Genomic DNA, 4953 nt, shown 5'->3' on the forward strand with positions numbered 1-4953 from the left:
TTAGAAAAAAGGGTTCTCTATAGACTTTAATTATTATTTTAATAAAACAATAAAAATCTCCAACAGGGATGATAGGAAGGCATTCACCAAATATACGTAAGAGCCACTTTTATTTTGCCATACACAATTAAGACAGCTATGTGAAAGAAAAGGCGTAGAAATTATTGTGTTTTTGTCAATATAAAAAAGGATTTAGCGTTTACAATTTAAAAGAATGAAATACATGTTACGAAAAACAAAAATATCGACACAATGATAGAAAAAATGCTAACCCCTTGACTTTTTTTATTCTTCAAGTTTTCAAACCCCAATATTAAGAAAAATACCCCGAGGAAGAAAATAGACAAGAAGTTATATGAATAATCATTCGTGACTAAGCCGTATGATGAAATTCCAATTACAATTAAAGCAAGTAATATTTTTAGCCATTTCAATCGTATCACCCTTAAGTGGAATGATAAATAAAGGAAATTAAAAAATATATGATTTTTCAATAAAGTTTGATATTTTTCCAATTTTACTGTTTTGGGCGATTAAAAATGCATGAAATGGCAATTAAATTTATTCGATACCTTGAATAATTATTCACATCTATAATCGCTTGACATGGAGCCTTTGCGGGCATGATTTCTTGCAAAGGGGGCAAGCCATAATTATATTTGGACTTTGCAAGGCAAAGTAGCCTATCATGCCCACCACCATGTAAAGCGTCAAATATGCAAAAATTTATGCATAACCTTAATTGCCAAACACTACAAAAATTAATTACCATCAACAATTTTACGACTTGAATAGAGAATTCCCTTCTTTTAAGGGCTACATTTCCTTTACGGAATTGTACAAAAGTATTGGAAATTTTAGTTAATCTTTTAAAAACAGTAAAAATAATATTTAAGTGTTGACATTATACCCTAATGGGTATATGATATCGTTGGAGTAACAAAGAAAGGGAAAAGGAGGTTTCAAATCATCTATCTTAAGATAATGTATTGCTGTCAATTCAAGTTTTGCTCTAATTTGTGTTGGAGTTCTATTCAACATTAGAAGAAAAAACAATTTATGTAATAAAATATTTATTCATACATGAAGAAAAAGATTCCATGACGGCAAATTTTTGATTTTATATTCAACAAAAAAATTTTTCTAAAATAAAATACCCTATTAGGTATTTGGAGGTTTTAAGATGTCGATAAAAGCACATGTACAGTTAGATTGTACGGGGCTTTCATGTCCAATGCCGATTGTGAAGACGAAAAAGGCAATGGAAGGAATCGAGGAAGGCCAAGTATTAGAAGTGAAAGCGACCGATAAAGGTTCGATTGCCGACTTAAAAGCATGGTGTGACAGCGTTGGACATCAATATATCGGTATGTTTGAAGAAAATGGCGTGCTGTTTCATTACATTCGTAAATGTAATGAGCAAGTTGTTGAAAAGAAATTTGAACATACAATCTCGAATGATGAAGTTCTGAGTCGAGTGAAAAATGGCGGAATTCTTCTAGATGTTCGAGAAGAAGTGGAATACGCTTTTGGTCATATTGAAGGCTCCATATCCATTCCAATGGGGGAATTAGAAGACCGTTTAGATGAATTAGACAAAGACAAGGAAATCTATGTCATTTGTCGAACAGGTACACGCAGTGATTTAGCTGCTCAAAAATTAGTAGAAAAAGGTTTTACAAAAGTTTATAACGTCTTACCAGGAATGAGTGCTTGGAAAGGCGATTTAATAAAAAAATTATAAATTCGGAGGGGTTTGAAAAATGTCTAATAAAGTTGCAATTATTGCAAGTAATGGTGGATTATTTGATGCATATAAGGTATTTAATATCGCAACGGCAGCAGCTGCTACAGAGAAAGAAGTAGCAATCTTCTTTACATTTGAGGGTCTGAACTTGATTCATAAAGAAGCGATGAAACAATTGCCACTTCCAGAAGGAAAAGAACATTATGCAGAAGGATTTGCGAAAGCAAATGTTCCGAGTATTCCGGAATTAGTAGAAATGGCAAAAGAGATGGGAGTAAAATTAATCGCTTGTCAAATGACAATGGATGTTATGAATTTAACGAAAGAAGACTTTATTGATGGAATTGATGTAGGTGGCGCAGTTACATTCCTTGAGTTTGCAAAAGATGCTGCACCAACATTAACGTTTTAATCATTTGTTTTATTCCATTCTTTAGTGGAAGGGATTACTCTTCCACTTCATATCACAAAAATATACCTGCAGGGGGTAAGTGGAATGGCAGTTCAAAAAATGACATCAGCACAAGTAGCTCGTAAAGTAATCGAAAATCAACCATTATTTATTTTAGATGTACGAAACAGAGATGATTTTGAAGATTGGAAAATTGAAGGACACCGATTTGAATATTTAAATGTGCCTTACTTTGAATTATTAGATGGTGTGGAAAAAATTCTTCCAAAATTACCGTCCGATCAAGATATTTTAGTTGTTTGTGCGAAAGAGGGCTCTTCTGTCATGGTTGCGGAAATGCTTTCAGATGCAGGATACGATGTGTACTACCTTGAGGGTGGTATGAAAGCTTGGAGCTCTTACCTCGAGCCGATTAAAATAGGTGATTTGACTAATGGAGGTGAATTGTATCAATTTGTTCGTCTAGGGAAAGGCTGCTTATCTTATATGGTCATTTCTGATGGTGAAGCTGCCATTATTGACGCAGTTCGTTTTAAAGATGTGTTCATCAACTTTGCGAAAGAAAAAAATGTGGAAATTACCCACGTATTTGATACACACTTACATGCGGACCACATCTCCGGAGGACGCCATATTGCAAAGGAAACAGGGGCGAAATATTATTTACCACCAAAAGATGCAGATGAGGTGGTTTATGAATATAATCCATTGGAAGATGGTTTAACAGTGAAGGTTGGGAATTCCAAAATTGAAGTAGGCGCTCTGTATTCACCAGGTCATACAATTGGTTCAACTTCCTTCATCGTAGATAACAAGTATTTATTAACAGGAGATATTTTATTCATTGATTCCATCGGTCGACCTGACTTAGCAGGACGTGCTGAGGATTGGGTAGGCGATCTTCGCGAAACGCTTTATCGCCGTTATCGTGAGTTAGCGGAAGATTTAATTGTATTGCCTGCACACTTCATGATTATTGATGAGTTGAATGAAGATGGAACAGTTGCAAAACGTTTAGGGAATCTATTTGCGGAAAACCATGGTTTAAATATTGAAAGTGAAGAAGAATTCCGTAAGACAGTAACAGAAAACTTGCCACCACAACCAAATGCATACCAAGAAATTCGTCAAGTAAATATGGGGAAATTGACACCAGACGAAGAAGAACAAATGGAAATGGAAATCGGTCCAAACCGTTGTGCGGTACGTTAATTATGAAACAGGTGGGGAGAATGATAAACTCCCCCTTTTTAATGAGAATTAAAAAGGAGCGTTTGAAATGGAAGTCAATCAAGTGTTAGATGCAAAAGGATTATCTTGTCCACTCCCGATTGTACGGGCAAAAAAAGCAATGGATACGTTAGCGACAGGTCAAGTGTTAGAAGTGCATGTGACAGACAAAGGCGCACTATCTGACTTTCCTGCTTGGGCTAAATCAAGTGGACATGAAATATTAGATCAATCGATTGAAGCGGATGTAATCAAATTCATTATTAAAAAGGGATAACGAATCGATAAAGAGGAGAGGTGACATTCGGGAGAGGGTGTCACCTCTTCTGGAAAGAAGGTATCAACATGGACATTGCTTGGATTCTAACCATATTTGCAATAGGATTTGTTGGGTCATTTATCTCAGGGATGGTTGGAATTGGTGGATCGATTATTAAATATCCAATGCTTTTGTATATCCCTTCTTTATTAGGCTTTACCGCATTTACAGCTCATGAGGTATCTGGGATAAGTGCTGTACAAGTATTCTTTGCTTCTCTTGCTGGTGTTTGGGCATATCGAAAAGGTAACTATTTAAATAAATCCCTTATTTTCTATATGGGAAGTGGAATTTTAATAGGAAGTATCATCGGAAGTTTTGGTTCATCCTATTTTTCGGAACAAGGTGTTAACATTGTATACGGAATCTTGGCGTTAATCGCCGGAATTATGATGTTTATTCCAAAGAAGCAAATTGATGATATCCCGTTAGAACAAGTCACTTTCAATAAACTACTTGCAACGATTTTATCTCTCATAGTGGGAATTGGTTCAGGGATTGTTGGAGCAGCCGGTGGTTTCCTCCTTGTACCGATAATGCTTGTCGTATTAAAAATACCAACTCGCATGACCATTGCAACAAGTTTAGCTGTTACGTTTATTTCATCGATAGGAAGTGCAGTAGGGAAACTATCAACAGGGCAAGTAGATTACTTGCCAGCCATTATTATGATTGTCGCAAGTATCATTGCTTCTCCTTTAGGAGTGAAGGTTGGTAAAAAAATGAACACTTCTATTTTGAAGTGGATTCTAGCAATTCTCATTATCGGTACAGCTATTAAAGTATGGATGGATATACTATAAAAGCAAGTTACATGGACAAAGGGAAAAATCTTATTAAATCAATCAAAAAAATATTAGACTTCCCAAAGGTATTATGAGCTAGATTTTAATAATAAATAAATAGAAAGAAGAAAATGGGTGTTGGCGATAAACCAGCACCAATTTTTTCCTTTATCCATACGCTTCGTGATGATTGGTGTTATCTAGCGTCCGTTCTAAATAATACTATAAGATCGTCACTTTGACGGTCTTTTTGTATGTTTAAGAACTTATTAATAGAAGATTTTTGAGAGATAATCTAATTTTCACTAGTGTTGCATTAATTTAATTTTAATATTGAGCATTTTGCACATTTTTCAACCCAAGAGTCATAAGGTTTTCTAAAGCATAAAAAAGGACTTCACCCCTTATTTGTAGAATTTTGAAGTGACCAAACCACAAAAATCCATAAGGAGGAAGTCAC

General features: G+C 35.0%; 6 protein-coding genes. 5 read left to right on the forward strand and 1 reads right to left on the reverse strand.

Annotated elements, in window-relative coordinates; all coding sequences use genetic code 11:
- Window positions 1–206: 206 nt before the first annotated feature.
- Window positions 207–443 (reverse strand): DUF3953 domain-containing protein, encoded by a 237-nt coding sequence (locus FKZ59_RS15265; RefSeq protein ID WP_390309326.1) that lies wholly within the window; start codon window positions 441–443, stop codon window positions 207–209.
- 740 nt (window positions 444–1183) lie between these two features.
- Between FKZ59_RS15265 and FKZ59_RS14010 the strand changes: the two genes are divergently transcribed.
- The 5 genes from FKZ59_RS14010 (at window position 1184) to FKZ59_RS14030 (ending at window position 4511) form a co-directional block, all read left to right on the forward strand.
- Window positions 1184–1744, forward strand: coding sequence for a sulfurtransferase TusA family protein (locus FKZ59_RS14010; RefSeq protein WP_141603362.1), 561 nt, complete (start codon window positions 1184–1186; stop codon window positions 1742–1744).
- A gap of 19 nt (window positions 1745–1763) precedes the next feature.
- Entirely contained in the window at window positions 1764–2159 is a 396-nt protein-coding gene (locus FKZ59_RS14015; RefSeq protein ID WP_016839191.1) for a DsrE/DsrF/DrsH-like family protein, read from the forward strand.
- An 84-nt stretch (window positions 2160–2243) separates the two neighbouring features.
- Entirely contained in the window at window positions 2244–3371 is a 1128-nt protein-coding gene (locus tag FKZ59_RS14020) for an MBL fold metallo-hydrolase (protein ID WP_141603363.1), read from the forward strand.
- 67 nt (window positions 3372–3438) lie between these two features.
- Window positions 3439–3666 (forward strand): sulfurtransferase TusA family protein, encoded by a 228-nt coding sequence (locus tag FKZ59_RS14025; protein ID WP_016839193.1) that lies wholly within the window; start codon window positions 3439–3441, stop codon window positions 3664–3666.
- Window positions 3667–3734: 68 nt separating this feature from the next.
- A complete protein-coding gene (locus FKZ59_RS14030) occupies window positions 3735–4511 on the forward strand; it encodes a sulfite exporter TauE/SafE family protein (protein WP_181733311.1) in 777 nt (258 codons plus the stop codon).
- Window positions 4512–4953 lie beyond the last annotated feature (442 nt).

It is taken from the genome of Ureibacillus terrenus (assembly GCF_006569205.1).
Taxonomy (GTDB): domain Bacteria; phylum Bacillota; class Bacilli; order Bacillales_A; family Planococcaceae; genus Ureibacillus; species Ureibacillus terrenus.

What these genes read in the sequence shown, in the direction of transcription:
- FKZ59_RS14010 (WP_141603362.1), top strand. Translation starts at nt 1,184, where the DNA reads ATGTCGATAAAAGCACATGTACAGTTAGATTGTACGGGGCTTTCATGT.
- FKZ59_RS14015 (WP_016839191.1), top strand. Translation starts at nt 1,764, where the DNA reads ATGTCTAATAAAGTTGCAATTATTGCAAGTAATGGTGGATTATTTGAT.
- FKZ59_RS14020 (WP_141603363.1), top strand. Translation starts at nt 2,244, where the DNA reads ATGGCAGTTCAAAAAATGACATCAGCACAAGTAGCTCGTAAAGTAATC.
- FKZ59_RS14025 (WP_016839193.1), top strand. Translation starts at nt 3,439, where the DNA reads ATGGAAGTCAATCAAGTGTTAGATGCAAAAGGATTATCTTGTCCACTC.
- FKZ59_RS14030 (WP_181733311.1), top strand. Translation starts at nt 3,735, where the DNA reads ATGGACATTGCTTGGATTCTAACCATATTTGCAATAGGATTTGTTGGG.